Origin of the sequence: Micromonospora inaquosa (assembly GCF_003857055.1) — a bacterium.
Lineage (GTDB): Bacteria > Actinomycetota > Actinomycetes > Mycobacteriales > Micromonosporaceae > Micromonospora > Micromonospora inaquosa.
This window is the reverse complement of the sequence record NZ_QGSZ01000217.1, coordinates 94,654-119,521: the sequence shown is the minus strand read 5'-3', so window position 1 is coordinate 119,521 and position 24,868 is coordinate 94,654. Positions and strand designations below refer to the sequence as shown.

General features: G+C 70.9%; 21 protein-coding genes. 10 read left to right on the top strand and 11 right to left on the bottom strand.

The features are described from left to right. Positions 1 to 2 precede the first annotated feature (2 nt). The 4 genes from DLJ59_RS17210 to DLJ59_RS17195 are packed head-to-tail and all read right to left on the bottom strand — an operon-like array spanning position 3 to position 3,660. Complete coding sequence (locus DLJ59_RS17210; RefSeq protein WP_124773655.1) at positions 3 to 446, bottom strand: OsmC family protein; 444 nt, start codon at positions 444 to 446, stop codon at positions 3 to 5. Positions 447 to 471: 25 nt separating this feature from the next. Beyond that, positions 472 to 2,211, bottom strand: a complete 1,740-nt coding sequence (locus DLJ59_RS17205; protein ID WP_124773654.1) for a multicopper oxidase family protein — start codon at positions 2,209 to 2,211, stop codon at positions 472 to 474. Beyond that, positions 2,208 to 2,660, bottom strand: coding sequence for a DUF6220 domain-containing protein (locus DLJ59_RS17200; protein WP_124773653.1), 453 nt, complete (start codon positions 2,658 to 2,660; stop codon positions 2,208 to 2,210). Before DLJ59_RS17200 ends, DLJ59_RS17205 begins: the two co-directional genes overlap by 4 nt. A gap of 10 nt (positions 2,661 to 2,670) precedes the next feature. Continuing rightward, a complete protein-coding gene (locus DLJ59_RS17195; RefSeq protein WP_124773652.1) occupies positions 2,671 to 3,660 on the bottom strand; it encodes a carboxymuconolactone decarboxylase family protein in 990 nt (329 codons plus the stop codon). Between the two features lie 144 nt (positions 3,661 to 3,804). Between DLJ59_RS17195 and DLJ59_RS17190 the strand changes: the two genes are divergently transcribed. The 4 genes from DLJ59_RS17190 (at position 3,805) to DLJ59_RS17175 (ending at position 8,078) form a co-directional block, all read left to right on the top strand. Next, entirely contained in the window at positions 3,805 to 4,935 is a 1,131-nt protein-coding gene (locus DLJ59_RS17190) for a sensor histidine kinase (RefSeq protein WP_244236076.1), read from the top strand. Between the two features lie 25 nt (positions 4,936 to 4,960). Then, the gene (locus DLJ59_RS17185) at positions 4,961 to 5,623 is read left to right on the top strand and encodes a response regulator (RefSeq protein ID WP_124773650.1); all 663 of its coding nucleotides are present in this window, start codon (positions 4,961 to 4,963) and stop codon (positions 5,621 to 5,623) included. A 106-nt stretch (positions 5,624 to 5,729) separates the two neighbouring features. Then, positions 5,730 to 6,443, top strand: a complete 714-nt coding sequence (locus DLJ59_RS17180; protein WP_124773649.1) for a hypothetical protein — start codon at positions 5,730 to 5,732, stop codon at positions 6,441 to 6,443. A gap of 108 nt (positions 6,444 to 6,551) precedes the next feature. Next, the gene (locus DLJ59_RS17175) at positions 6,552 to 8,078 is read left to right on the top strand and encodes a gluconokinase (RefSeq protein WP_124773648.1); all 1,527 of its coding nucleotides are present in this window, start codon (positions 6,552 to 6,554) and stop codon (positions 8,076 to 8,078) included. Here DLJ59_RS17175 and DLJ59_RS17170 read toward each other — a convergent pair. From DLJ59_RS17170 to DLJ59_RS17155, 4 genes are read right to left on the bottom strand one after another with little or no spacing between them, the layout of a single operon-like run. Further along, positions 8,056 to 8,946, bottom strand: coding sequence for an ABC transporter permease (locus DLJ59_RS17170; protein WP_124773647.1), 891 nt, complete (start codon positions 8,944 to 8,946; stop codon positions 8,056 to 8,058). The two genes, DLJ59_RS17175 and DLJ59_RS17170, sit on opposite strands and share 23 nt — an antisense overlap. Next, a complete protein-coding gene (locus DLJ59_RS17165; protein WP_124773646.1) occupies positions 8,946 to 9,845 on the bottom strand; it encodes an ABC transporter permease in 900 nt (299 codons plus the stop codon). Before DLJ59_RS17165 ends, DLJ59_RS17170 begins: the two co-directional genes overlap by 1 nt. Continuing rightward, on the bottom strand, positions 9,842 to 10,954 hold the full coding sequence (locus tag DLJ59_RS17160) for an ABC transporter ATP-binding protein (RefSeq protein ID WP_124773645.1): 1,113 nt from the start codon (positions 10,952 to 10,954) through the stop codon (positions 9,842 to 9,844). The genes DLJ59_RS17165 and DLJ59_RS17160 overlap by 4 nt, the downstream gene beginning before the upstream one ends. Then, positions 10,951 to 12,171 carry an ABC transporter substrate-binding protein gene (locus DLJ59_RS17155; RefSeq protein WP_124773644.1) on the bottom strand — a complete coding sequence of 407 codons (1,221 nt, stop codon included), beginning with the start codon at positions 12,169 to 12,171 and terminating at the stop codon, positions 10,951 to 10,953. Before DLJ59_RS17155 ends, DLJ59_RS17160 begins: the two co-directional genes overlap by 4 nt. A gap of 187 nt (positions 12,172 to 12,358) precedes the next feature. On the opposite strand from DLJ59_RS17155, the gene DLJ59_RS17150 reads away from it, so the two are divergent. Both DLJ59_RS17150 and DLJ59_RS17145 read left to right on the top strand, forming a co-directional pair. Continuing rightward, positions 12,359 to 13,441: a LacI family DNA-binding transcriptional regulator gene (locus DLJ59_RS17150; RefSeq protein ID WP_124773643.1), complete on the top strand. Its 1,083-nt coding sequence runs from the start codon at positions 12,359 to 12,361 to the stop codon at positions 13,439 to 13,441. Between the two features lie 147 nt (positions 13,442 to 13,588). After that, a complete protein-coding gene (locus DLJ59_RS17145; RefSeq protein ID WP_124773642.1) occupies positions 13,589 to 17,050 on the top strand; it encodes an alpha-glucuronidase family glycosyl hydrolase in 3,462 nt (1,153 codons plus the stop codon). Positions 17,051 to 17,206: 156 nt separating this feature from the next. Here the strand turns inward: DLJ59_RS17145 and DLJ59_RS17140 are convergent, their stop codons facing one another. Continuing rightward, positions 17,207 to 20,206 (bottom strand): glycoside hydrolase family 95 protein, encoded by a 3,000-nt coding sequence (locus tag DLJ59_RS17140; protein ID WP_124773641.1) that lies wholly within the window; start codon positions 20,204 to 20,206, stop codon positions 17,207 to 17,209. Positions 20,207 to 20,660: 454 nt separating this feature from the next. Here DLJ59_RS17140 and DLJ59_RS17135 point away from each other — a divergent pair, with 454 nt between their 5' ends. The 4 genes from DLJ59_RS17135 to DLJ59_RS17120 all read left to right on the top strand — a co-directional run bounded on the left by DLJ59_RS17135 (position 20,661) and on the right by DLJ59_RS17120 (position 23,067). Beyond that, a complete protein-coding gene (locus DLJ59_RS17135; protein ID WP_124773640.1) occupies positions 20,661 to 21,137 on the top strand; it encodes a hypothetical protein in 477 nt (158 codons plus the stop codon). 72 nt (positions 21,138 to 21,209) lie between these two features. After that, a complete protein-coding gene (locus DLJ59_RS17130; RefSeq protein WP_124773639.1) occupies positions 21,210 to 21,554 on the top strand; it encodes a DUF1330 domain-containing protein in 345 nt (114 codons plus the stop codon). A gap of 112 nt (positions 21,555 to 21,666) precedes the next feature. Next, positions 21,667 to 22,542, top strand: coding sequence for an alpha/beta fold hydrolase (locus tag DLJ59_RS17125; RefSeq protein WP_208648732.1), 876 nt, complete (start codon positions 21,667 to 21,669; stop codon positions 22,540 to 22,542). A 126-nt stretch (positions 22,543 to 22,668) separates the two neighbouring features. Continuing rightward, complete coding sequence (locus DLJ59_RS17120; RefSeq protein WP_124773638.1) at positions 22,669 to 23,067, top strand: hypothetical protein; 399 nt, start codon at positions 22,669 to 22,671, stop codon at positions 23,065 to 23,067. A 23-nt stretch (positions 23,068 to 23,090) separates the two neighbouring features. Here DLJ59_RS17120 and DLJ59_RS17115 read toward each other — a convergent pair whose 3' ends face one another. Both DLJ59_RS17115 and DLJ59_RS17110 read right to left on the bottom strand, forming a co-directional pair. Beyond that, positions 23,091 to 24,260, bottom strand: coding sequence for a hypothetical protein (locus tag DLJ59_RS17115; RefSeq protein ID WP_124773637.1), 1,170 nt, complete (start codon positions 24,258 to 24,260; stop codon positions 23,091 to 23,093). Continuing rightward, positions 24,257 to 24,772, bottom strand: coding sequence for a SigE family RNA polymerase sigma factor (locus DLJ59_RS17110; protein WP_124773636.1), 516 nt, complete (start codon positions 24,770 to 24,772; stop codon positions 24,257 to 24,259). Before DLJ59_RS17110 ends, DLJ59_RS17115 begins: the two co-directional genes overlap by 4 nt. Positions 24,773 to 24,868: the final 96 nt, after the last annotated feature.

Here is a 24,868-nt window from a genome sequence, read left to right as displayed (position 1 = left end):
GGTCAGTCTCCAGTGGGCCCGGAAACCTCGGCGATCGACACGGGAGTGCCGAGCTCGACGGTACGGGAGACGGTGCACAACCGATCGTGCGACTGCTGCAGCGACCGGGGTAGCGCCGCACGGGCCTGGTCGCCGTCCGCGCCCTCCGGGAACGTCACGGTGAACTCGACCCGCAGGTTCCGCATCCGGTTTCCGCCAGCCTCATCCCGGATCTTGTCACCGGTGACGGCGACGGCGAACTCGGTCGGCTCCGCGCGGCGGCCGGTGATGTGGTCCACGTCCACCGCGCTGCAGCCGCCGATGGCGGCCAGCAGCAGTTCCACCGGCGTGAAACTGCCGTCCTCGCCCGTGCCCAGCGACACGGACCCGCCACGGACATTCCGCGCGACGTAGTTGCCCAGGCTGGTGCGCTCGATCGCCACCGAACGGAAGGTGTCCTCAGTCATGCCTGAAAACTACCGGCATCCGCGATCAGGAGTACAACAGATGCAGCGTCATCCCGGCATCGGCGTGCGCCAGGTTGTGGCAGTGGTTGGCCCACATTCCCGGGTTGTCGGCCCGGAAGGCCACCTTCCACACCTCGCCCGGACGGACGTCGAACGAGTCCAGCCACAGCGGGCTTCCGGTCGCCGGCCCTCCGTCGCGGGCCAGCACGAGGACGTGGTGGCCGTGTAGGTGCCACGGGTGCACGACCTGCGACCGGTTGACGATCGTGAAGAGCACAACGTCGCCCAGGCGTACGACCTGCGGTGGGATGTCCGGGTCAGCCGCGCCGTTGACGGTGTGGGCGTAGCGCGGCAGCAATCTGCGCAGATCGAGGCCGCGATCGAGAACGAGGGTGAACGTCCTGTCGAACCGGGACCACGGCACCGGAGCGGACGCGCCGTAGCCGAGCGGATCGAGCACCGGCCAGGCGTCGGTCACCGTCGACACCGCGCCGGTCGAGTAGACCGCCCGCCCGTCGACGAACAGCGACACCGGGGTCGCCGGCGCGTCGAAGACCAGGTCGTAGCGACCCCCGGCCGGGATCAGGATGGCGGTGTCCACCAGTGGCGTCGGGCCCCGCAGGTCGACACCGTCGATCGCGGCCACCCGGAACGCGGTCCCGGCCAGGGCGTACCGGTGCGTCGTGCTGTCGGTGTTGATCAGCCGTAACCGCACCGGCACGCCGGCCTCGGCCCGCTCCACCCTCGGCGCGGGCAACGGACGGCCCGCCAGGGTGTGCACCGGCACTGTGACGTCGAGGCCGGTCACCGGCCCCGGTCGCACCAGCAGCACACCGTAGAGACCCATCCGCACGCCGACGTCGGAGGCCGAATGCGTGTGGTACCAGTACGTCCCGGCCTGATCGGCGCGGAACCGGTAGACGAACTCCTGCCCGGGTCGCACCGCCGCCTGCGTCACCCCGGGCACCCCGTCCTGATCGTTCGGCACGTCGTACCCGTGCCAGTGCAGCGTGACGCCGCGCCCGATGTCCCGGTTGCGCAGCGTCACCTCCAGGACGTCGCCGACCGTGGCGGTCAACTCAGGTCCGGGTACCTGCGCGTTGAACGCCCACGCCGCGACGTCCCGGCCGCCCGCGTTCACCGTGGCGGTCCCGGCGGTCAGGGTGAAGCGCCTGGTGGGTTCGGCGGCGATCCGGGCCACCGGATAATCATGATCATGGGGTACGCCGGGCGCGGCACCGGAGGCGACGGTCAGTCCGGTTCCGGTCACCAGCGCCGCGCCCGCCGCCACGACGGCCACCCGGGACAGCGTCCGGGACGGGCGCGCGTCGAGGGCACGCCCCGAGATCAGCGTCGCCGCGACGACCCCGGCGACCGCGAGCAGCCCCGCCCCGGCCGACGCCGGGTAGCCGTGCAGGACCGTCACGAGCAGGGCGCTGCTCGTGGCGTACCCGGCGAAGAGAAGCGGGACCGCGACGGCCCGGATGTCACCCGGGGCCCGCAGCAGTCGCGGACCGGCGACGCCGACCGCCGCGAGCGACAGGGGCGCGGCGATGAGGACCTTCTCCGCGGCGAACCACCAGCCGGCGCGGGCCAGCGCGGTGATCGTGACCGCGCGGGCGAGCGTGGCGAGCAGCGCGACGGCCGCCAGTCCCAGGGCGAGTGGCCGGCGGCGGACCGCGGACGCGGCGCCACCACCCAGCCAGGCGGCGGACGCGAGGACCGCGATCACGAGGTCGGCCGCGAGCAGTGACCCGGTGGTCATGCCGGTTCTCCTTCCGGGGTGAGCAGCCGACCCGCGCCGGCCGGCACCGGCTCGTCGAGCTTCCGCGCCGCCCGATGGACGCCGACGACGACGTGCACCGCGATGATTCCGTTGAGTGCGTGCAGCCCACCGATGGTGAGGCCGAGCGGAGTGCTGACGCCCGACGCGTCAGTGAACGCGTTGGCGAGCGTGGCGATGAGCGGCTGGAGGACGACGAGGCCGATCGGCAGGACCGCCAGCCCGATGAGCCTTCCCGGCGCCTTCGCCAGCGCGGCGAACACGGCGGTGAGCACTGTGAGAACCGGGATGACCACCATGCCGTTGACGCTGTGCAACGCGTACGCGTCGTCGCCGGCGGGTTTCGTGAACCCGCCCACTGCGGCGAGGATGAACTGCAGGGCGAACGCGACGAGCGTCAGCGCGGTGATGGCGACGAATGCCTTGCGCATGGGTTACCTCCTAGAGGTGCGCCGAGGCGAGGGCCCGGGCGACATGATCGGTGGCCGTGATCGCCCCGTACGCGACCAACCGCACGAGGTCGGCGTCGGCGGGGTGGGAGAGCCGCCAGAGCGCGACGTCGCCCGGGCTGATCGCGCTGGGCGCGAACGCCGCCAGCAACGCGATCCGGGTCCCGATGCGGTCCGTGCCCGGCACATCGCGCACCAGGTCGACGGCCCAGTCCCCGGGTCGGGCCGGGAACCGGCCGTCCTCCCAGCGCACGGTGGCCGTGACGGTCTCGCGCGCCACCTCGCCCAGCAGCTCCCCACCCCGGGTGGCGGCGTTGCGCAACGACGCGTAGGCGACACCGACCGGGCTTTCCCCCGCCCAGGCCGGTGCTGCCGTCGCCTCGACGTCGAGGAGCGGGAGGCTCCGGCCGGGTTCCTTCGGCTCCCGGGCCGCCCTGGCGTAGAGCCGGCCCCCGACCGAACGCACCAGTGGGGAGCGTTGCAGGCCGCCGGGGAGCAGATCCGGGTCGAGCAACGCCGAGACGACCCGGTTGATGAAGTGGAAGGCGAGCAGGGTGCCGGTGATCTCCACGCGGTACGGGTTGGTCCAGTCGGCGGCTGCGGGGCTGCGACTGGCCTGCGCCCAGCCGACGAGCTGGGCGTGGTTCGGCTCGGCTGGCGTCTCGCCTTGGGCGACGGCCTCGGCCAGCTTCGGCGCGCCCAGGGCGTGCAGCAGCAGCACGTGGGCGTCGACGCAGAACTGACAGCGGTTGGCCCGGGACACCGCGGCCGCGACGAGTTCACGGTCCACCCGGGGCGTGTCCCCGGCGAGCAGTGCCTCCCGCATCAGCGCCCAGGTCGCGGCCAGCACGTCCGGCACGGCAGAGAGCGCCTGGAACGTCGGCAAGGGCCCGAGAAAGTCGTCGCGCGACTGTTGGTAGACCGCCGCGGTGAGGCCGGTGGCCGCCCTCGCCGGCGTGGGGGTGAAGAAGCGGTATGTCATGGGCTCGATGCTTGTTCCGGCGGGCCGGGAAAGCGTCGTGCCGGCGCAGACACTTGCCACACCGCCGATACCGCACCCGTGGTACGCCGCAGGTACCACGCGCGCGGGATGCTCCACCGACGACTGCCGTTCTACAGTGCGACCATGCGCCGCGACCTCCCGTACGCCCTCGGCGGTCTCGCCCTCGGCGTCCTCCTGCTCGGCAACGCCGCGCTCACCCCGGACGCCGCGGCGGTCGAGGTGCTCGACGTCGCCCTGGTCCTGGCCATGGCGGTGGCCCTGGCGGCGTGCCGGCGCTACCCGGTGGTGGCGCTGGGTGTGGTCACCGTCGCCATGCTGGCCGTTCACCTCCGGGTACACCCCGGGGTGTCCGCCGCGTTCCCCGTTCTGGGCGCGGTCTACCTCGCCGCCTGGCAGGGGCACCGGTCGGCCGCCGTCGTGGCCAGCCTCGCCTTCCTCGGTGGCTTCCTGGCCCGCGACATCTCGATGGCGCCGGCCGGCCAGCCGGGTCAGTTGATCCTTGAGCGGACGGCCCTGCTGCTCGGCTGGTTCGTGGCGGCCAACGTCGCCGGGCTCGTCGGGCGGCAACGCCGGGCGTACCTGGAGCAGGTCGAGCAGCGGGCGATCGAAGCCGAACGCACCCGCGAGGAGATGGCGTTGCGGCGAGCCGGGGAGGAGCGCCTGCGCATCGCCCGCGACCTGCACGACTCGCTGACCCACAGCATCTCGGTGATCAAGGTGCAGGCCGGAATCGCCGTGCACCTGGCCCGCAAGCACGGCGATGCGCCGTCGGCCACGCTGCTGGCGATCCAGGAGGCCAGCGGCGCGGCGATGCGGGAACTACGCACCACCCTCGACGTCCTGCGCGCACCCACCGACGCCGACCGCGTCGGGCTGGCCCGGGTGGACGAGTTGGCCGAGCGGACCCGGGCGGTCGGCGTACCGGTGCAGGTGACCGTCACCGGTCAGCGCGGGGACCTGCCCGACGACGTCGACCAGGCCGGGTACCGGGTCATTCAGGAAGCCCTGACCAATGTGGCCCGCCACGCCGGCCCCGCGACCGCGCACATCCAGGTGGAGTACGCCCCGGCGGGGCTGACCGTCGCGGTCACCGACGACGGTCGGGCGTCACCGGCGGAGCCGTTGACCCCGGGCGTGGGCCTGCGGGGAATGCGGGAGCGGGTCACCGCCCTGGGCGGCACACTGCGGACCGCCGCGCACGACGACCACGGCTTCACCGTACGGGCCACCTTCCCGCTGGACGGCCCGCGATGACCGTCCGACGGCCAACGGAGCCGGGATGATCCGGGTGCTGCTCGCCGACGACCAGGCGCTGATGCGAGCCGGTTTCCGGGCGCTGCTCGACGCCGAAGACCACCTGGAGGTCGTCGGTGAGGCGACCGACGGCACCTCGGCCGTCCAAATGTCGCGGTGCCTGCGCCCGGACGTCGTCCTGATGGACGTGCAGATGCCGGGCCTCGACGGCATCGAGGCCACCCGGCGCATCGCCGCCGATCCCGACCTTGCCGCCACCCGGGTTCTCATCCTGACCAACTACGGGCTCGACTCCTACGTCTTCGCCGCCCTGCGCGCGGGCGCCAGCGGCTTCCTCCTCAAGGACGCCGACCCCGCCGACCTGCTGCACGCCGTCACCGTCGTCGCGCGCGGTGACGCGCTTCTCGCGCCGACCGTCACCCGCACGCTGATCAGTGAGTTCGTGGCCGGCCCACCGCCAGCCGAGCCGACGGCCGGACGCGACGTGCTGACCGCCCGGGAGCAGGAAATCGTCGAACTGGTCGCACGCGGGCTGACCAACGACGAGATCGCCGCGCGCATGGTGATCAGTCCGCTGACCGCCAAGACACACGTCAACCGGGCGATGACGAAGCTGCACTGCCGCGACCGGGCCCAGTTGGTGGTGTGGGCGTACGAGTCGGGGCTGATCACGCCGCGTCGTCGGTGAGCGCCGTCCCTGAGAGCGGAGTCGATCAACCCCCTTGGCGACATGAGGGAGAGTCGACGCACTAGCATTGCCGCCGTCCGCGACGGCTCTGCTGAATCGAGGCGACATGCGTTGGCTCCGTCGGTTGCTGGGCGGTAGGCGAGTCCAGCTCGACCCGGGACGCCAGCAGGCGCTGCTGCACGACGTCCAGTCCCGGTACGGCTCCCACGCGCGGATCCGGTTCAACGACCAGGTCGAGGCGCTCACCGGCTCGCTCGACAGCGACGACGGCCTGGTGGTGGCGGCCCGGATCGTGAGTCAGGTCGCCGATGAGGCCCATGTGGACCTTCAGGCTCAGGCCCAGGAGATCCACCGGCGGACGGGCCGGCGACTGCTGGTGCACCGCCGTAACTACCGGCCGCTGTGGAAGGAGGCGGGCCCGGCCCTGCGCTGGCCGCTGTTCGCGTTGCCGTGCGGCTTCCACCCGTACGCGCAGGTGGCCGCCGCCGTCACGGTGGTCGGCAGCCGGGCGCCCCGGCTCGACCGGGTGACCGACCCGACCCCGGTGCTGACCCGCGTGTTCGAGGTGCTCGACCTGACCACCGCCGGCTGGGAGTACGGCCGGGTGCGGGTGGACACCGACGCCGCCACCCTGGCCGATCGACTGATCTCCAGTGCCGGGCAGGTGCTCCTGGCCATGGACGACCCGCCGCGACTGCCGCCCGCCGTTCGTGAGCTGATGCGTCGCAACAACACCGTCGCCGTGCACGATCCGGCCGGCCCACGGGCCGTCGGCGGGATCAACCTGGGCGCGCGGATGCGGGAGGAGTTCCTGGTCTGAGCACCCGCCGTCGCAGCGGGTCGGTTACCCGCCGCGGGTGCCCCCGCCGTGACGACAACTGCGCGCAACCGCTTGCCGGCGCGCCGAACGCCGCTCGACCATGGGCGAATGGGGCCGGAGCGTCGGGTGATCGTCGGAGTCGACGTGGGCACCAGGGCCGCGCGGGCGGCCGCGTTCGCACTGGACGGCACCGCACGACACGTCGCGACGCGGGAGTACCCGCTGCTTGAACCGGTGCCCGGCTGGCGGGTACAGGAGCCGGACGTCCTCGTGGCGGCGACCCTGGCGGCGACGTCCGCCTGTGTGGCCGGCACCGCCGGGGCGGAGGTGGTCGCCCTCGCGCTGAGTTCCGCCAGGTACGGCCTGATCGGGTTGGACGCGGCGATGACACCGGTGACGCCGCTGCTGACCCGCTGTGACACGCGGTCGTCGGAGGCGGCCCGTGAACTGCGGTCGTCCGGCCAGAGCCGGGAGCTGCACCGGTTGACGGGTACCCCGGTGCACCCGATGAACCCGCTCTGCAAGCTCCTGTGGTTCGCCCGCCACGAGCCGTACCTCTGCACGGCCACACGGTGGTGGGTCGGCCTCAAGGACTACGTGGTCCATCGGCTCACCGGGATGCTGGTGACCGAGTTGTCCTCGGCCTCCGGCACCGGGATGTTCGACGTGCACCGTCGGGCGTGGAGCTCCGCCGTACTCGATCTCGCCGGGGTGTCCGAGAGTCAACTGCCCCCGGTCCTGCCCACGACGGCGGTGTTGCGGCTGTCGCCGACGGCCGGACGCGCGATCGGCCTGCCGTCGGGCACACCGGTCGTCGTCGGCGCGGGTGACGGGCCGTTGCGGAGTCTGGGCGCGGCGGCGATCGACCCCACCGTCGGTGGCCTGACGCTCGGCGCCACCGGGGCTCTGCGGACTGTCGTCAAGGCCCCCCGCATTGACCTGGCCGAAACCTTCTCCTGTGGGGCGCTGACCGACGACGCGTGGGTTGTCCGCGGGGCGGTCGGCAACGGCGGCAACGTCGTGCGGTGGGCGGGACGGGTCCTCGGTGACGACCACGCCGTACCCGCGCTGCTGGATCTCGCCGAACGGATCGCACCGGGCAGCGACGGTCTCGTGATGCTGCCCTACCTGTGGGCCGACGAGGCCCCACCGGAGGGCTGCGCCCCGCCCGGCGCGTTCCTGGGGCTGCGCAGCGAGCACTCGCGCGGGCACCTGGTCCGGGCCGCCGTGGAGGGGGTCTGCCTGCAACTCGGCGATCTCCGTGACCGGCTGGCCGACGTGACACCGATCGGCAGCGTACGCCTCACCGGCGGCGCCTTCCGGTCTCCGTTGTGGCGCGAGGTGATGGCCGCGGTGCTGGACTGCCCCGTCCACGTCGCGGGTGCGGCCGACCACGTCACCCTCGGCGCGGCGGCGCTCGGGCTCTTCGCGATCGGCCACAGCGCCGATCTCCCGGCGGCGGTCACCCAGCTCGATCCCGGGGTCCCCGGCGGCGAGCCCGTCACTGTCGACCCGGCTCTCACCGCGGCCTACCGCGGTCTGCGGACCCGGCTGCCCGCGCTCATCACTGTCGCGGGTCGCCTGGGTGAGATCCTCGACGCCGGCGCCGACGTCAGTGCTCCGGCTCGTCCTTGACCTGCGCCACCAGCTGGGTCGGGTTGACGTAGCGCAGTGCGACGACGAGCAGGACCAGCATCATCGAGGTGTAGATGACGGCCATGGCGTCGACCGACTGCTGGGCCCTGATCCCGGACGCGGACATCGAGTAGTAGAGCGCCACCACCAGGGTCTGCGAGTCGGGCCCCGCGGTCAGGAAGGTCAGCTCGAACATGCCCACGGTCCGGACCAGCACGAGGATCGCGGAGGCGAGGATGCCCGGCACCAGCAGCGGCGTGAGGACCCGCAGGAACACGGTGCGCAGGCCCGCGCCGCACATCCGCGCGGCACTCTCGATCCGCGGGTCGATCTGCTCGATGAACGGGGTCATGGTCAGGATGACGAACGGCACCGACGGTACGAGGTTCGCGAGCACCACCCCGGACATGTGCCCGGCCAGGCCGAACTTGTACAGGACGGTCGCCAGCGGGATGCCGTACGTGATCGGGGGCATGAGGATGGGCAGCAGGAACACCAGGAAGATCAGCCGCTTGCCCGGGAACGAGCGTCGCGCGAGGGCGTAGGCGGCCGGCACGCCGATCAGCAGCGACAGACCCACAACGAGTACGGAGACCTCCAGCGTCACGACGATGACCTGCAGGAGCGCGAACTCGTCCCAGGCTCGGGCGTACCAACTGGTGGTGTAGCCGTCCGGGAGCCAGGTGTCGAACCATCGCTGGCCGAACGAGCTGACCAGCACGGACGCCACCACGCCCAGCAGGTTGAGGAAGAAGAAGATGACGACGCCCCACACGAGCCAGGCGGCCGGCCTCGCGGCGATGCGCCGCCGCCGGTCGGTGCTGGTGGCGGGGGGTCGCGCCGGCCGCGCCCGGGTGGTCGTTGCCATCAGCCCTTGCCTCCGGTGGAACCGGTGTAGAAGCGGCTGCGAGCGGCCAGCACCACCGCGATGATGACCAGCTCGACGAAGCCCATGATCATGGCGATCGCGGACGCGTACGGGTAGTCGTACCGCTCATACGCGGCCTGGTAGGCGGCGAGGGAGATGACCCGGGTCTCACCGGCCGGGTTGCCGACCAGGACCGCCGACGGGAACACGCTGAACGCCAGCACGAAGGTCAGGCAGAAGGTGGTGGCGAGGCCGGGCATCAGCAGCGGCAGGGTGATCCGGGTGAACCGGCGACGCCAGTCCGCGCCCAACGTCGCCGCGGCCCGTTCCAGGGTCGGGTCGATGCCGGACAGGTACGAGAGCACCAGCAGGAACGCGAACGGAAAGCCGGTGATCACCAGCGAGAAGAACACGCCCCAGTAGTTGTGGGTCAGCCGCACCGGCTCCTCGACGAGGTTGGTGGCCAGCAGGATCCGGTTGAACCAGCCGGTCGGGCCGAGGAAGTTCAACAACCCCTGCGCGGTGAGGACCGTGCCGAGCGTGATCGGCACGACCAGCAGCGTGGTGACCAAGCGCTTGCCCCGGAACCGGCCGCGCATCCGGTAGGCGATCGGCACCGCGGCGAGGACGTTCAGCAACGCGGCGGGCAACGCGATCCGCAGCGTGATCCAGATCGTGCCCCGCTCGTACGAGTCGGAGAAGAACCGGGCGTAGTCGCTGAACGGTCCGCCCCTGGTCGGCTGGAACGAGAGCGTCAACCCGTAGAAGAACGGGTAGAGGAACAGGGCGACGACGAAGACCAGCGCCGGGACCAGCAACCAGAGCTGACGGTCGACGCCCCGCTCGGCGAGACGGTGCTGCCAGTGCGTCAGCGGCCTCCCGGGCCCGGCGCCGCTCACCGCGTCGCCCCCGAGGCGTCCGCGAGGCGGTCGGCCCGCGCCGACACGTCGGCGGGGTAGACGAGCAGCCGCTGCGGGTCGACGGCGAGCTTGACCTGGTCGCCCGGGGCGATGCGCTGCTCGGTCCGCAGGTGCAGCAGCAGCCCGGTGTCGGTGCGGGCCTCGGCCGCCAACTCGCGACCCTGATACTCCACCACCTCGACGGTCGCCGACATGGTGTTGCGCGTTTCGCCGGGCCCGTCGACGCGGATGTCCTCGGGGCGTACCGCGACGACGGCCTCCGCCCGGCTCTGGAGGCCACCGACCGCCTCGCCGAGCAGGCGATGGCCGGACGACTCGACGGTGGCCTGGGCACCGTCGAGCTGCTCCACCCGCCCCCGCCACAGGTTGCGGTAGCCCATGAAGTCGGCGACGTGCCAGTTCGCCGGCCGGGTGTGCAGCTCGCGCGGCGAGCCGATCTGCTGCACCCGCCCCTCCCGCAGCACCACCAGCCGGTCGGCCAGGGAGAGCGCCTCCTCCTGGTCGTGGGTCACGTAGACGGTGGTGAGCCCCAGCGACTGGTGCAGCCGGCGGATCTCGGTCCGCATCTCCAGGCGCAGCTTGGCGTCGAGGTTGCTCAACGGCTCGTCCATCAACACCAGGGACGGCTCGAACACGACGGCGCGGGCGATCGCGACGCGCTGCTGCTGCCCACCCGAGAGCTGACCGGGGAGCTTGTCGACGTGGTCCTCCAGTCGCACCAGCCGTACCGCCTCCTCCGTACGCCGGCGGGTCTCCTCCTTGGGCAGCCGCCGCATCCGCAGTCCGAAGGCGATGTTCGCCCGGACCGTCAGGTGCGGGAAGAGGGCGTAGCTCTGGAACACCATGCCGAAGCCGCGCCGCTCCGGTGGCAGCGTGTCGATGCGGCGCTCGTCCTGCCAGATGCTCCCCGCCGTCAACGGCAGGAGCCCGGCCAGACAGTTCAACGCCGTCGACTTGCCGCAGCCGGACGGGCCGAGCAGGGCGATGAACTCCCCCGCCTCGATCGTCAAGTCCAGCTCGGTGAGCGCGGCCTGACCACCGAACCGGCGGGACACCCCGTCCAGCCGCAGCTGGGAGAAGCCGCTCATCCCTGCTTGACCTTCCCGCCACCGATCTCGCGGTCCCAGCGGCTGAACGCCGCCACCAGGCTCTTCGCGTCGAGCGGGACCTCGGTCGGGTTCCCGGCGATCAGCGCGTCGTACTCCGGGCGACCGAACTCCCGGATCGCGTCCTGACTCTTCTGCGGCGCCGACGAGAGCTGGACCTCCTTGATCGCCGGGCCCGGGTAGAAGTAGCCCTCGTCGTACGCCTTCGCCTGCTGTTCGGGGGTGAGCATGAACGCCAACAGGGCCAGCACCGCGGCCTGGGTGTCGGTCGACACGCCCTTGGGCATGACCGCGTAGTGCGCGTCGGTGACCCAGTGGAAGCCGTCGATCGGGGTGATCCTGGCCTCCTTGGGCACCGTGCCGAGCACCCGCGGGTTGATGTCCCAACCGGTCGTGCTGACGATCAGGTGCGCGGTGCCGTTGGCGAGGTTCTTCATCGTCTCGGTGGTGCCGGACGGGTAGTAGTCGACGTACTGGCCCAACTCCTTGAGGAAGGCCCACGTCTTGTCCCACCCCGCGGTGGGGTCCTTGGGGTTCGAGTCGCCGAGGATGTAGGGCAGACCCATCAGGAAGGTCCGGCCCGGGCCGGAGTTGGCCGGGCGGGCGTACTGGAACTTCTTGGGGTTGGCCTTGGCCCAGGCGAGCAACGCGTCCGCGCTGGTGGGAGGCGAGGCGAGGCGGGACGGCAGGTATTCGAGCAGCGGGCCGGACGGGTAGTAGGTGACGGTGACGCCCGCGTTGCCGGCGAGCTGCTGCATCGCGGCGGCCGGCGTCAGGTAGTCGCGCATGCCGCCGAGGCGGTCCTGGAAGGTCGGCAGCACGTCGATCCAGAGCCCTTGCTCGATCCCGGCGGCCAGGCCGTCGACGCCGGTCAGCACGAGACCGATGTCCACCCGGTCCGCCCCCTGCTGGGCCTTGATCTTCCCGGCCAGCTCGGGCGCCGGCGCCTTCGAATAGGTCACCCGGGAGATCACCTCGGGGTTCTTCGAGACGAACTCGTCGATCATCCCCTGGGTCAACTGGAGGTTGCCCGCCACGTCGAGGACGTTGAGCGTGACGGCCTTACCGGGCCGCTGTGGCACCTCGCCCGTGGTGTCGCCCTCGGTGCCACCGGGAGCTTCGGGTGCCCCGCACCCGACCGCGCCCACCAGGAGCGACGATGCCGTGACCAGGAGAGCTCCGCGCCGCGTCATACCCATGAGCCGTTCCCTCCGCCAGGTGTCATCCCCGCTGATTGAGACAGCCGGCCCGCCACCGCGGCAACGGGTTGCCATGTATTGCCTCGCGCGAATGCGATCCGGCGGCCCCGGATTGTTGCCGGGGCATTGCCGAGTATTCACGGCCGCCATACCATGATCACGCCGCGTAGCCGGGAGGAGCATGCAGATGCCCGACCACACCAGGCCGCCGGGAAAGAGAGTCACGATCTACGACGTCGCTGTCGAGGCCGACGTGTCACCGTCCACGGTGTCCCGCGCCTTCTCCCGGCCGAGTCGCGTCAACTCCGAGACCGCCGAACGGATCCGGCGGGTCGCCGAGCGGTTGGGCTACCGGACCAACCCCCTCGCCCGCGCCCTCACCACGTCCCGCACGCAGATGATCGCGCTGGTCATCGCCGACATCACCAACCCGGTGTACGCGGAGATCGTGCGCGGCGCGCAGGAGGCGGCGACCGACGGCGAATACACCACAGTGCTGATCGACGCCCAGGAGTCCGACCGGTTGGAACGGGCGGCTGTGGAACGCGCCATGTCGACGGTCGACGGCATCGTGCTGGCCAGCAGCCGGATGTCCGACTCAGCCATCCGGATGGTCGCCAAACAGCGACCGGTGGTGGTCCTCAACCGCGCTCTCGCCGACGTGCCGTGCGTCGTCACGGACGACCCACGTGGGGTGCGGCGGGCCGCCGAGCACCTCGGCGAGCTGGGGCACGACCACATCACCTACGTCGCGGGGCCGCAGGCGTCCTGGCCGAACGGCATCCGCTGGCGGTCGCTGCTCGAAGCGGGCATGGAGTTGGAGATCAAGGTTCGTCAGATCGGGCCGTTCAGCCCCACCATGGCCGGCGGTGAGCGGGCCGCACAGGAGTTGTACGCGCGTCCCGCGACGGCGGTCCTCGCCTTCAACGACCAGATGGCCATCGGGATCATCCGCGGCCTCAGCCGGATGGGCGTCAACGTTCCGGGCGACGTCAGCGTCGTGGGTTTCGACAACATCCTCGCCGCCGACATCGTCACGCCCGGCCTCACCACTGTCGCGGCGCCGCTCTACGCGGAGGGCTCAGCCGCGACCCGGCACCTGCTCACGATGATCGAGGGGGCGCCGGGGCACACCGGCCGACCGATGGTCCTGCCGGTTCGCCTCGTGGTCCGCGACTCGACGGCCGCGCGCAACCCGAGCCCCGGTCGCGCCCGACCCTCGTGGGCTCGGCAGCGGTCCGGGCCGGGCCCGGCGGCCCACCTGCCGTGAGGCCGCACGGCCCCACGACAAGAAACGACAACTCGTTGCCGAGGTCCGACCGCCCCCGACAGGATCGACGGGAATCCATCTGTCAACGTCGTTGCGCTCGCGGGACGGGCGCACCGGCGTCCCCAGCGGACGAACGAGGAGATGGCGATGAACCGAGCTTCGGTGCCCCGGCTACGGCGGACCCTCATCGTGCTGGGCACGGTGTTCGCCACCGTCGCGGCCACCCTCACGGTCGCCACCACCACGCCGGTCGCCGCGGCCGCGTCGCCGGGCGACTACAGCGGCTCCGACCTGTGGTTGCGGTACGTGCCGGTCGACGACGCGAAGCTGCTGCGCGACTACCGCCGGGCGGCCACGGCGATCGTGGTCGAGAACGCCGACGCCACCAGGGCCCACCGGCACACCACGGACCTCGCGATGGCTCCCGGTTCCAGCGAGAAACTCGCCGAGTCCACGCTGGGCGCCGCCCGGGACGAACTGGTACGCGGCCTGGGCGGGCTGCTCGGCCAGCCGACACCGGTGACGACGGGCGACGGCGGCACGGTCCCGGACGGCGCGGTAGTGGTGGGCACACCGGCGAGTTCGCCGCTGGTGGGGCGCAGCATCGCGGCCCGCGACCTGGCCAAGGTGGGCGACGAGGGCTACCTCGTCCGCTCGGTGTCGAAGGGCAGGGCACGGTTCACCGTCATCGCCGGCAACACCGACCTCGGCGCGCTGTACGGCACCTTCGCCTTCCTCCGGCTCCTGCAGACCCAGAAACCCATCGACCACCTCCGCGTCGCGGAGTCACCGAAGATCAAGCATCGGTTGCTGAACAACTGGGAGACCGAGCGTCTCTACGCGGGCAACAACGCCTCCGGGCTGGGCGGGCTGAACGGGGAGAGCGGTGCGATCTTCAACTTCGCCGCGACCGGTGCCAGCGCCGGCCGGAACCTGCCCGTCATCCTCGACCGCTACCTCGTCATGGCCCGCGCGCTGGCGTCCCTGGGCATCAACGGCATCACCATCAACAACGTCAACGCCGACAACGCGTACCTGACGAGCGCCCGCATCGCGCAGGAGGCGGCCCTCGCCGACGCGCTGCGTCCGTACGGCATCAGGTTGGGTCTGTCGATCCGCTACACCGCGCCCACCGACAGCCGGTTCGCGCCGGACACGCTGACCAACAGCCAACTCGACCCGTACGGTGCGGAGTTCCGGGGCTGGTGGCACCGCCGGGCCCAGCAGATCCAGGCCGCGATCCCGGACTTCATGGGACTCACCGTCAAGGCCAACTCCGAGGGACAGCCGGGGCCACAGGACTTCGGGTACGACCACGGTGACGGCGCCAACGCCATCGCCGCCGCGGTGGCGCCGCTCGGGATGACCGTGCACTGGCGGACGTTCGTCTACAACGCCGAGGTCGACAACGACCGGCTCAAGCGGGCCTACCTGGAGTTCGGGCCGATCGACGACGAGGCCCAGCCGGACGGCAGCCGGGGACGCTTCGCCGACAACGTGTTCCTGCAGACCAAGAACGGGCCACTGGACTTCCAGGCCCGGGAGCCCATCCACCCGATGTTCGGCCGGATGGAGAACACCAACCAGGCCCTGGAACTCCAGATCACCCAGGAATACACGGGTCAGAACTGGATGCTGACCTACCTCGGCCCGATGTACGAGGAGATCCTCAAGACCGACACGTACGCGACCGACGCGAACGGGAAGCTGCTCAAGGAGCGGCTGGTCGGCGACATCGTCGACGGGAGCGCCCAACACCACTCGGACACCGCCATCGTGGGTGTCGCCAACCTCGGCAACGCCGACAACCTGACCGGGCACCACTTCGCCCAGGCGAACCTCTTCGCCTTCGGCCGTCAGGCGTGGGACTGGACGCTCGACTCGGCGGACATCGCGACCGACTGGACGCGGATGACCTGGAGCAACGACCGGCGCGTCGTCGACACCATCCGCAGGATGATGATGGGCTCGTGGGAGTCGTTGGTCAGCTACCAGACCCCGCTGGGCATCGGCCACCAGTTCGCCGAGGGCGCCCACTACCGCCCCGACCCCGCCGACTGGGCGGGCCGCGACGACTGGAGCCCGATCTACTACAACAAGGCCGACAGCGTCGGTCTGGGCTTCGACCGCTCCCCCACCGGCAGCAACCTGGCCGCCCAGTACTTCCCCCGCCTCCAGCAGCGCTACGGCGACATCGACTCGGTCCCGGAGAACCTGCTGATGTGGTTCCACCACGTGCCGTGGGGCCATCGGATGGACAGCGGGCGGACATTCTGGGCGGAGTTGGTCTACCGCTACCAGATGGGTGTGCAGTACGTGACCTGGATGCGGGAGACCTGGGAAACGCTCCAGCCCGACATCGACGCGCGCCGGTTCACCGAGGTTCGCGCCAAGCTGGCGGTCCACGAGGCGGACGCGGCCAACTGGCGGGACACCTCGGTGAACTACTGGAAGGAGTTCAGCGGGCGGGACATCCCGGTCAACGACGCGCCACTGTCGGCCACGATCACCGTGAACGGGAAGACGTTCGGCGGCTTCAACCTGTCGGACACCTCGTACACCATCCCGGTGCCGGCCGGGGCGTCGCCGACCATCACCAAGGTGCGGACGGCTGACCGGAAGGCCCGCTACGAGATCATCTCCCAGGCGGCCGACGTACCCGGTCAGGCGGTCGTCAAGGTCACCACGGAGAGCTTCTTCGGCCCCCTCGTGAAGAACTACGTCTTCAACCTGGTGCCCGACACGACGCTGACGGCCCTGCGAGTCGACGGCAAGGGCCTGACGGCCTTCGCACCGTCGGTGCTGCGCTACAACGCCCTCACGCCGGCCGGCACCACGACCGTGCCGACGGTCACCGCCACCGCCGCCGACCCCGCCGCGTCGGTCGTGGTCGAGCAGGCGACCGACCCCACCGGGCAGGCTCGGGTCACCGTCACGAACGGCGCAGCGTCGTCGGTCTACACGGTGGAGTTGAACACCACCATCACCGGCAGCGACGAGTTCGAGTCGACACAACTCCGAGCGCAGTGGCAGTGGGTCCGGCCGGACGAGAGCAGGCGGCGACTGGCCGACGGGTCTCTGGTGATCACCTCGCAGCAGGGCGACCTCCAGGGCAACGTCAACACCGCGCGGAACCTGGCCCTCCAGGACGTCGACGGCGACTGGACGGCCGAGTCCGCCGTGGTCTTCTCCCGCCCACTCGCCACCAACAACGAGCAGGGCGGTGTTCTCGGGTACGCGGACGACAACAACTACGTGAAACTCGCGTGGGAGATGGGCAACGCGACCGCGGCCATCAACAAGGCCCGGATCGTCTTCCTACGCGAACAGAACGGCACGGCGTCGACCCTGGAGATCACCGGTGCCGACGCCCAGCGCATCGTCGGGGCCGACGGCGCCATCTGGCTCCGACTGACCAAGATCGGGAACAGCTACCGCGCCTACTACTCCAGCGACGGGGACGTCTACCGATACATCGGCTCCACGACCCTGAACGCCGAGCCGACGAAGGCCGGGCTACTGGCCTTCAACCGGGCCGGCACCTCCACCGACCTCGACGTCGCCTTCGACTACTTCCGGATCGAGAGCCGCGGAGAGCGCATCCGCTGAACGGGCAAGCCCCGGCATGTCATGTGTGCTGTTGAGCGGTATACCTCAGAGTCATATTCATACCTCTGAGGTATACCGCTCATTACCGCGTCCGCCTCGGGGGAGGCGACCGACGGTTACCGCCGACCGCCTCCCCCGAGGCGGGATCAGTTGCTGTCAGCTGCCGATCGCGATGGCGAAGACGTGCATGGTCGGCACGTTCGTCGCCGGCCGGGCACTGATGTTGGGCAACACCACCGAGGCCACCGCCTTGCTCTGCAACGCGACGCCCACGTAGTAGATGCAGCCGGCGGTGGACTGCCGGACGTTGTTGGGCCGGTTCTGGTACGCGGACACGATGGCCGCGGTACCCCCGGAGTGCGGCCCGCCATACCAGTCTGGCGAACTCAGCGTGAACGTCTGGCGGGTGCCGTCGGCGTAGACCACAGTGCCGGTCCCGGACACCGCGCCGTAGGTGCCGGTCAGCAGGAAGCCGAGCGTTCGGCCGGTGCCGGTCACGCTGATGGTCTGGCCCGACGCGATGGCGTTGTCGGCGGCCCCGGAGCTGACATTGGGCCAGCGGAAGTTGACTCCGTTGCGGCTCACCGTGCCTCCCGGGCTGGCGCCGGCCTGAGCCAGGGCCTGCGCGGAGAGCGAGGCCCCGCCGCCGTCGAAGTTTCCGACGTTGGTGTTGCTGTCGCTGGTGATGCCGACGTTGCTGAAGCTCTGCTCCAGCGTGGGGGTGGCAACGCCGGAGCTGGTGACCCGGTAGGTGCGTCCGGCCTGCACCGTGACGTCGATGAGGTCGGAGTCGATCCGGGTGGTCCGGGCCGCCGTACCGTCGCTGGTGTCCACCACAGTGACGGTGCCGGTCAGGATCCGGGAGCGGAGGCGGACGGTGCCGGCCCGATCCGGTCGGACGAGGATCTCGGTGGCCTGGCCGCTCGCCCACGTGATGCCGACCGTGTGCCCGCCCCGACCGCGTAGGCCGGTCACCCGCCCGCTCGGCCAGGCCGGCGGCAGCGCGGGCAGGACGTGCAGCTCACCCGCGTGGCTCTGCAACAGCATCTCGGCGATGCCGGCGGTGGCGCCGAAGTTGCCGTCGATCTGGAACGGCGGGTGCAGGTCGAACATGTTGGGCGCGAGTCGCGCGGTGGTGGCGAGGTAGCGGATCAGGTCGTGGGCTCGCTTGCCCTCCTCCATCCGAGCCCAGAAGTTGATTTTCCAGGCCAGTGACCAGCCCGTGCCGTCGTCGCCGCGCAACGCCAGGGTCCGGCGAGCCGCTTCGAACAACTGCGGGGTGCCGCGCCTGGTGATCTGGTTGCTGGGCGCCAGACCGTACAGGTGCGAGATGTGCCGGTGGTTGGGCTCGGTCTCCACCCAGTCGTAGAGCCACTCCATGATGTTGCCGCGAGAGCCGATCTTCATGGGTGGGAGCCGGTCCCGGGTGGCACGCACCTGCGCCCGGAAGGTGCTGTCCACGTCGAGGATCTCGCTCGCCCGGGCGCACGCGTCGAACAGGTCCCGCAGGATCTGGTTGTCCATGGTGGGGCCGGCGCACACGCTCGCGTTCGAGTGGTGGCTGAGCTCCGGCGAGTTCGACGGGTTGGTCACCAGGTATCCGAGGGTCGGCTCGGTGACAAGGGTGTTGAGGAAGAACTGCGCCGCGCCCTTCATCGCCGGATAGTTCGTCCGCAGGAACTCGATGTCGCCGTTGAACAGGTAGTGGTCCCAGATCAACGTCGAGAGCCAGGCGCCGCCGGTCTGCCACATGCCCCAGAACGCGCCGTCCACCACCGCGGTGGCCCGCCACGCGTCGGTGTTGTGGTGGGTGACCCACCCGCTCGCCGCGCCGTACTGCACCTGCGCGGTGCGGGTGCCGGTGACCGCGAGCTCCCGGACCATGTCGAAGACCGGGCCGTGGCATTCGGCCAGGTTGGTGGTGTTCGCCGGCCAGTAGTTCATCGGCAGGTTGGCGTTGATCGTGTACTTCGAGTCCCACGCCGGAGCCAGCGAGTCGTTCCAGATGCCCTGGAGGTTCGCCGGCTGGGTGCCGGGCCGCGACGACGAGATCAGCAGATACCGGCCGTACTGGAACAGCAGCGTGGAGAACTGCGGGTCGTTGACGTTGTTGTGCTGGGCGATCCGGACATCGGTCGTCTGGTCGGCCGCGGACGTACGGCCCAGATCCAGAGTGACCCTGCCGAACAGCGCCTGGTAGTCGGCCACGTGTCGGCTGCGCAGCTGGTCGTAGCTGCTGGCCCGCGCCGCGGTGAGGCGCTGCCGGGCGATGCCCTGGTAGTCGCCACCGACGTTGCGGTAGTTGACGTAGCTGGAGCCGATGGAGATCAGCAGTGTCACGCTGTTGGCGTTGGTCACCCGCAGGGTGCCGCCGGAGCTGGACACACTGCCGCCGCTGACCGTGGCGTTGGCCAGGGCGAGGAAGCGGACCGCGCCGGTGACGCCCTCCATGTTCCCGGAGACGCCGTCGAGGCCGATCGTGGTCCCGTCCGGGCTGGACACCGTGGTGCGCTGCGGGCTGTCGAAGGTGGCGGTGAAGCTGATCGAGCCGCTGCGGTCGGCGGTCAGTCGCATCGCGATCACCTGATCCGGTGCGCTGGCGAACACCTCCCGCTGGTGACGAACGCCGTTCAACACGTACGTCGTCGTGACGGTGGCGGTGGTGAGGTCGAGCGTCCGGTCGTACTGTGACGCGCCGCTGGCGGATCCGAAGGCGAGCCGGAGGTTGCCGACGGTCTGGTACGCGAGTTGGCCGCCCGGGTTGCCCATCATGGTCTGGTTGATCAGATCCTGGGCCTGGGTCCACTGGTTCGCGTTGACCAGCCGTCGGATCTCCGCGAGCGCCCCCGCGCCTCTGGTGTTGCTGGGATCGTGCGGGCCGCCGGCCCAGACGGTGTCCTCATTGAGCTGAAGTCGCTCGGTGTCGACGTTGCCGAAGACCATGGCGCCGAGCCGGCCGTTGCCGATCGGCAGCGCCCGCAGCCAGTCGCTGCCGGCCCCCTCGTCGTACCAGAGTGCGAGGTCCCCAGCGGCCAACACCTGTGGCGGCGATACCGAGTCCGCTCGTGCCACGGCGGTCCAGGGCACCGGCAGAAGGGCGCCGCCCGCGCCGGCTGCGCCGATCTTGATGGCTTGCCGTCGGGTCAGGTCTGACATCGATCCTCCAAACGGTGACCAGTCCGGCCACCCCGAAGCGTGACAACTGTGGGACTCGACATGGGGATCCGCTTGGTGGGGCCAACCGGGACCCTGCCTGCGCAGGCCGATGTCGACCTTGACGAGCCAGACATCGGATGTGTTTCGGGAAGGTTACTCCGGGCCCACAGAATAGGCAACGGTCGATCAATGCGTGGACACCGGGACGCTGTGGCCGGTCAGCAAGATGCATGGGCGGGTGAGCAGCGGCGCACCGACACGGCACAGCAGAGCGATCCGCCAGGATCACGTCGACGACCGCCCACCCCGATGGACATACATCAGATGTACGGGGGCGAACGGCCGAGTCAGCCACGCACCAGCTCCGATGGGCACCCCGAATCGGCAGCGCAACCCGGAGGGGTCCCAGAACGTGTACTGGGAAAGCCCTTTCGATGCCGCACCCGGAGGAACGATGAACCTGACCGCGCTCCGCACCCTCCTGCCCGTCGCCGCGCTGGCCGGTCTGGCAGCCTGCGCCACCCCCTCGCCCACTCCCGCCGCCGGGGCGAGCACCACGCCACCGGCCGACACCGCACCCGCCGCACCCGCCTCGCCCGCGACGCCACCCTCCGCCGTCAACGCCTCACCGACCCACAGCCCGCCCTCCGGCACCACCCCGGCCGCCTGTCCGGTGAGCGCGGCGACCCTGCAGGCCGCATCGGGACTGCCCAGCACCCACCGGATCGACCCGGATCAGATCAGGTGCGCGAGGCAGTGGGCCACGGCCGGCGTGCTCGCCGTCGACCCCGGGATGCAGGGCGACGGTGTGCTGCTGTTCAAGCACTCGGACGGCAGGTGGCAGAAGGTGGGCGAAGGCAGCGCTCTCGAATGCACCCCGTTCGGCATTCCGCCGGAGATCGGCGACCAGGTCGGCTGTCGCGACCATTGAGCAGGTGGGGATCGACGTGTCAGGCTGGCAGCGACCGCAGGGCAGAGGACCCGACACAAAGGACGGGCAATCATGACCGCGTACGTGATCGCACGCCTGGGCAAGGCACCCGTGCACGCCGAGGTGCTGACGTACCTGGAGCGAATCGACGCCACCCTCGTGCCCTTCGCGGGCCGGTTCATCGTCCACGGCGGCGCCGTCGACGTCCTGGAGGGCGACTGGTCCGGCGACGTGGTCGTCCTCGAGTTTCCCGATGCGACCCACGCCCGCTCCTGGTACCAGTCCAGCGACTATCAGGAGATCAAGCCCTTGCGGACGAGGCACCTCACCGGCGAGGTGATTCTCGTCGACGGAGTCGAGCCCGGCCACGTCGCGTCGCAGCTGGCCGCGACCATCCGCCGCGCCACCGACCGGTAGCCCCAGACCCTCGCCCCACCCGGGTCGACGCACGAGCGCCGTCCCGAAGAACCGGGTGGCTCGCCGCCCTCAAGGCACCCCGACTCAGGTCAGCCGGCCGTAGTCTCATCGGATGCAGGACATCCAGACGCACATCCTGGTCATTCCCGGCGTCGACCTGGTCTACGACGTCCGCGGCCCGCTACCTCCCGCCGGCGCCCATCGCCCGCTGCTCATGATCGGCCAGCCGATGACGGCGGAGGGCTTCGGAGCGGTCGCGCCGCACCTCACCGACCGCACGGTCCTCACCTACGACCCGCGTGGTCTGGGCCGCAGCGTCCGCAAGGACGGACGATCCGACCACACGCCGCAGCAGCAGGCCGCCGACCTGCACGCGCTCGTCGAGGCGCTCGGCGTCGGTCCGGTCGACGTGTTCGCCAGCAGCGGTGGTGCGGTGACCGCCCTCGAACTGGTCGCCACCCACCCCGGCGACGTCGCCACCCTGGTGGCGCACGAACCGCCGATCAACGCCGTGCTCCCCGACGCCACGGCCGCCGAGCGTGCCCGGGCCGGCTTCTACGAGGCGTACCAGGCGAAGGGCACGGGTGCCGGGATGGCCGCGTTCATCGCGATGACGTCCTGGCAGGGCGAGTTCACCGATGCCTACTTCGCCCAGCCCACTCCCGACCCGGCGATGTACGGCATGGCCTCCGACGACGACGGCAGCCGCGATGATCCACTGCTGTCGCAGAACTCGTGGGCGATCACCGACTACCGTCCCGACGCGAAGGTGCTCACCGCCGCGCCCACCCGGATCGTGGTCGCGGTCGGCGAGGAGTCGGCCGGGACGTACACCGCCCGCACCGCCCTGGGCCTCGCGGCGCTGCTCGGCCAGGAGGCCGTGGTGTTCCCGAGCCACCACGGCGGGTTCCTCGGCGGCGAGTTCGGCTACGCGGGCAAGCCCGAGGAGTTCGCCGCGCGGCTGCGGGAGGTGCTGGACGCCGACTGACGCCGGCGACAACCCGCCTGTCGTTCGGGTCTCCTACGGCTGGGCCGACCAGTCGTATGGTGTGACGTAGAGACGACGATCCGCCGTCTTCGATGAACACCACCTGCGGCGGTCGAGGAGAGCGTGATGATCGGTGTGGCGGCGATCGGCGCGATCGTGGGCGTCCTGCTCGTCGGTCTCGTGGTCCTGGTCCGTAAGCCGGCCGACACCCGGTCAGTGCTCCGCTGGTCGGCCCTGGCGATCACCGTGCTGGTGGCCGCCGCGCTGACCCCGTTCACCGTGGACGACTCGGGCGCCGCGGCCAGCTATCTGCTCGGCGTCCCCGTCGTCGCGGCGCTGCTGCCCGTGCTCGCGCAGCGAGCCGGTCGGCTGACAGTGGTCGCCGATCTGGTGGCCGCGCTCATCATCGCCGGATGGGGTCTGCTGCTCGGGCTGGGCATCGGTGGCGCGTTCCTACCCGCGGTGATCCTCCTGATCGCCAGTGCCGTGGGCAGCAGCGCGCCGCGACCGTCCACCACCACGTGACCCGGTCGTCTCCGCTCAACCCGTCAGCGCGCGCACCGCCACACCAGTGGCCGATACGCCTCGTTCTCGTAGACGGCCCCGACCACCGTCAGACCATCGTCGCTGATCCTCTCTGCCATGTACGTGCCCGGTTCGGTGGCCCGGACCTCGGGTCGGCCCGGCAGCCGGCGGGAGGTGCCGTCCGGGGCGACGACCAGCGGCGCACCGTCGCCGACCAGCACATCACCGTTGCCGGCGACGTCGCTCACCCCCGGGTACGGCAACAGGCTCACCGCGCCGGTGGAGAGGTTCCACCGCACCGGCAGCATCTGCACGGCGCCGCCCTGCCTGTCGCCGGGAACCATGCCGATCGCCCATTCACCCTGCGCCGATTCGACCGACGCACGCGGGTAGCCGTCGGGCACCGCCAGCGCCGCTCCGACGCCCTGCGGCGTCCACCGGTAGGGCCGATCGCCCATCGCGCCGACGATCGTGCCGTCCTCGGTGATCCCGGTCGCGGACGACCCCCGCTGGCCGATCAGCCGATACTTCTGTGGGTGCTCCGTCGACCACAGCACGGCCTGGTGCGAGTCGTCGGATCTGCGGGCCGTCCCGACGATGTCGCCGCGGGTGTTGACCGCGTGCACGAGCACCGCGTCGTAGCCGGGCGGGGTGGCCAGGAACCGCAGTTTCCCGTCCCGGTACACCCAGCCGGTGCCGTCGCCGTTGGTGCCGACCACATGGCCACTGGCGTTGACCGCCCCCGCGTGCCGCGCGGTCTTCGGCAGGACGACAGGCCGCCCGTCGGTCCACAGCACGACCCGCCCGTCCTCGTGCCCGGTCCCGATGTCGCCGATGATGTGCCGCCCGGAGCGGTCTACTCCGCTGGCCACCGCGACCGGGCCGCCGATCGGCTGCGACAACCACGACGCCTGGCAGGTGACCGCCGGGCGCGGAGCGGCCGAGCGGGTTTCGCCCGGTGACACCGCGAGCGCCGGTGTGGTCGCAGCGGGCGGGCTGGCGGTCCCGCCGACCTGCACGGCACCCACCACACCGACCCCGGCGAGCACTGTCAGCGCGGCGATTCCTCCGACGCGGCGATGCTGGCGGCGTCGCCGGCCGTCACGGACCGCCCGACGCACGTCGACCCGCGGCTCGGGAACCGGCACCGACCGCAGCAGCGCCGCGATTTCCTGATCGTCCGCCGTGGTCATCTCGGACTCCTCACTGCCATCTCGGTGACGTCGAGCACCTGGCGAACGGCCGCCAGCGCCCGGGACGTCTGCGCTTTCACGTTGCCTTCGGAGCAGCCCATCGCGGCGGCCGTGTCGGCCAGCGAGAGGTCGCACAGGAACCGCAGGACCAGCACGGTGCGCTGGCCGCGTGGAAGGCGAGCGAGCGCGGCGAGCAGGGTGTCCCGCTCGGCCAGGTCGTCATGCGGTGTCACCGGCGAGCGCTCCGGCACCGGCACCGACCCCAGCAGCCGCACCTTCGCCCAGCTCAACCGCTTCTCGTCGACGAGCTTGTGCACCAGCATCCGATGCACGTACGCGTCGACGTTGTCGGCCCGGCTCACCCGACGCCAGTTCACGTAAAGCGCCGTGATCGTCTGCTGCACCACGTCGTCGGCCAGATGGGCGTCGCCGCACATCAGGAACGCGGTCCGATGCAGGTTCGGTAGTCGCGCGGAGACGTACTCCACGAACTCACCTTCGGCATCCACCATCGAGGCTCCCTCCTCCGCAAGCTCGACGGGACCGGACGGTCATCAGGTTGCGTCCCTCGTCGAGGTACGGTCGGAGGTCGGACCACGAGGTCGACG